The following is a 2,913-nucleotide window of genomic DNA, read 5'->3' on the forward strand; positions in this document are numbered from 1 at the left end:
GCCTGGAAGCGGCGGCCTGCGCGTACTGGCACCACCGCCCCGCCCACCGCACACCGCTCGGCAGCCCCGACGCCCCGCCGCTGCTGCTCGTCGCCTCCGCGCACGACCCCGTCACCCCCGCCGAGGGCGCCCACGCCCTGCGCCGCCTCCTGCCGGGCTCGCGGATCGTCACCCTCGACGACGACTACTCGCACGGCGTGTTCGCGAGCCGGGGCAACGCGTGCGTCGACGAGGCGGTGGCCGCGTACCTGCTGGACGGCGACGTCCCCCCGGCGGACGTCCGCTGCGCCGGGCCGGGGCTCCCCGCCGTGAGCTGACGGCTGAGGGCCGGCGGCTGAGGGTTGACACCCATTTTACGTAAGGGTAAGTGGCACTGAATTGACGGAAGTTGTGAAAGTGAATCATCATTCGACCAACCTCTCCGCGGACGCCTCCGCCCGCGTCGAGCCCTCGCATCGAGAACCACCTCCCACACGAACGACTGCACAGAGGCTCACTTTGTCCCGTACGCAGTACTCAAGAAGCCTGGCGCTGCTCGCAGCGACCGCCTTCGCAGCCTCCGCCGCACCCCTCCTCGCGGCCACCGAGGCGAGCGCCACGACCGGCGCCGGCTGCTCCTCCGCCACCATCCAGTACCGCCTCGAAGGCGGCGACTGGACCTCCACCGGCGGCTTCCGCACCTGGAACTCCGGCCTCGACAAGGTCGAGGTCCGGCTCGCGCCCGGCCAGCAGGTCGGCGCGGACTGCAAGTACCCCGTCTCGCTCGCCGAGTACACGACGGAAGGCCCGAGCTGGGCCACCTCCGGCAAGCAGACCCTCGTCGAGAAGGCCACCGTCTACCTCGGCAAGGACGACGTCGCCGGCCAGGACGACTCCGGCCGCACCTGGCAGAAGCTGAACGTGAAGACGCCGGACTGCTACGGCCAGATCGACCTCTACGGCGACGACGTCACCTACGACGGCGGCACCGGCGAGGGCCACGGGCCCGCGCCCTACCAGCCCGGGAACGTCGTCACGCCGAACCACCTGATAGCCGCGTGGAACGGCGGCGACAAGGAGTGCGCGCCGTCGACGCCGCCGGCGCCGAGCACGCCGCCGAGCACCCCGCCCAGCACGCCCCCCGCCGGCGAGACCACGCCGCCCGCCACGGAGACGACGCCGCCCGCCGCGCCGCCGACCACGCCGGTCTCCGAGACCCCGCCGACCACCCCGGACGTGCCGCCGCTGACCTCGACGCCGCCGGCCACCCCGACGCCCACGCCGTCGCCGAGCGAGTCGACGCCGCCGCTGGCCGAGACCGGGTCGAGCACGCCGGTCGGGCCGATCGCGGGCGGTGCCGCCGCAGTCGTCGCGATCGGGGCGGGCGCGGTGTTCTTCGCGAACCGCTCGCGGAAGAAGGGCGCGGCCGAGTAGGCGCGTGAGGTGAAGCGAGGGGGCCTCTCCGGCCGGTCTGCGGAGAGGCCCCCTTCTCTTGAATGAGTAAATCCGATCCTCTGTTGACTTTCGGTTCTGTGAGCCAGAGGATTCCGGGGGTGACCCCTCTTGCGAGCCCCGCTCTGCCCGCCGCCCTCGACGAGGCCGCCCACCGCTGCCTCGTCGCCGGATTCGCCGGTACGACCACCGTGCCCGACGACCTCAAGAAGCTGATCGAGCGCGGGCTCGGCGGGGTCATCCTGTTCACCCGCAACATCCGGGACGCCGACCAGGTGCGCGCGTTGACCTCCGCGCTGCGCGCGCTGCGGGGCGATCTGCTGATCGGCATCGACAACGAAGGCGGAGGGATCGGGCACCTCGTCACCGCCGGGGCGCCCGAGGTGCCCGGGAACTACGCCCTCGGCGTCGTCGACGACCCCTCCCTGACCGCCGACTGCGCCGACGCCCTCGCCGCGCACCTCGCGAGCCTCGGGATCAGCGCCTCGTACGCGCCCGTCGCCGACCTCCAGCATCGTGGGGAGAACCCCATCGTCCGTACGCGGGCCTTCGGCGGCGACCCCGAGCTGGTCGCCCGGCATCTGCGGGCCTGGATCTCGGCGACCGAGGCCCGGGGGGTGGCCTCCTGCGCGAAGCACTTCCCCGGGCACGGAGGAACCGTCACCGACAGCCACTACGAACTCGCCGTCGATCCCCGGGCGTACGAAGAGCTGGACCTCGCGCCGTTCCGGGCCGCCATCGAGGCGGGGGTGCCGATGCTGATGAGCGCGCATGTCGTGTTCCCCGCGCTGGACGCCGCGCTGCCCGCGACGCTCAGCCCTTACGTGCTCGGGGAGTTGCTGCGGGGAGAGCTCGGGTTCGAGGGGGTGCTGGTCAGTGACGCGCTGGAGATGAAGGCCATCGCCGACCGGTACGGGGAGGCCGCGGGGGCCCGGCTGGCTCTGGCGGCCGGGGCCGATCAAGTCATCGTGGCCGTACCCGAGTTGGCCACGACTCTCGCCTGCCGGGACGCCGTACTGGGGGCACTGGCCGACGGGTCGTTGAGCGAAGAGCGGGTGTTCGAGGCCGCGTCGCGCGTGCAGGGGCTTGTCTCGCGGTACGGGGTGCCTGTGGTGCCGGGGGAGATCGCCACGTGGGACGCGGGGCTGGTGGCCGCTCGACGGGCCGTCCACAAGGGGGAGTTGGTGTCCCCGGTCGAGGGCGCGTATGTCGTGGATCTGTTTCCTCGGCCGCATCCCGCGCTGAACTGGGGCGGGGAGAGCTTGGTGAGCGCGGTGCGGGAGGTCGATCCGACGGCCGACGGGGTGGCTGTCGCCGGGGAACCGGAGGACGGGGAAGCGGTGGTGGCCGAGGTGCTGAAGGCCGCTGAGGGGCGGGCGTTGGTGGTGGGGGCTTGCGACGCGGAGCTGTATCCCTGGCAGGAGTGGGTGCAGGGGGCTCTGCTGGCTGCTCGGCCGGATGCGGTGTCGGTCGCTACCGGGT

General features: G+C 72.7%; 3 protein-coding genes. All 3 read left to right on the plus strand.

Going from position 1 to position 2,913, the window contains the following annotated elements; all coding sequences use genetic code 11:
- The coding region (locus AOK24_RS34355; RefSeq protein ID WP_206191320.1) for an alpha/beta hydrolase at window positions 1–317 on the plus strand (317 nt) is incomplete at its 5' end.
- A 181-nt stretch (window positions 318–498) separates the two neighbouring features.
- Complete coding sequence (locus tag AOK24_RS48850; protein WP_055723915.1) at window positions 499–1,413, plus strand: LAETG motif-containing sortase-dependent surface protein; 915 nt, start codon at window positions 499–501, stop codon at window positions 1,411–1,413.
- Window positions 1,414–1,532: 119 nt separating this feature from the next.
- Window positions 1,533–2,913, plus strand: a 1,381-nt coding sequence (locus tag AOK24_RS34365; RefSeq protein ID WP_055723916.1) for a glycoside hydrolase family 3 N-terminal domain-containing protein, incomplete at its 3' end; no start/stop codon positions are given.

Origin of the sequence: Streptomyces niveiscabiei (assembly GCF_001419795.1) — a bacterium.
Classification (GTDB): domain Bacteria; phylum Actinomycetota; class Actinomycetes; order Streptomycetales; family Streptomycetaceae; genus Streptomyces; species Streptomyces niveiscabiei.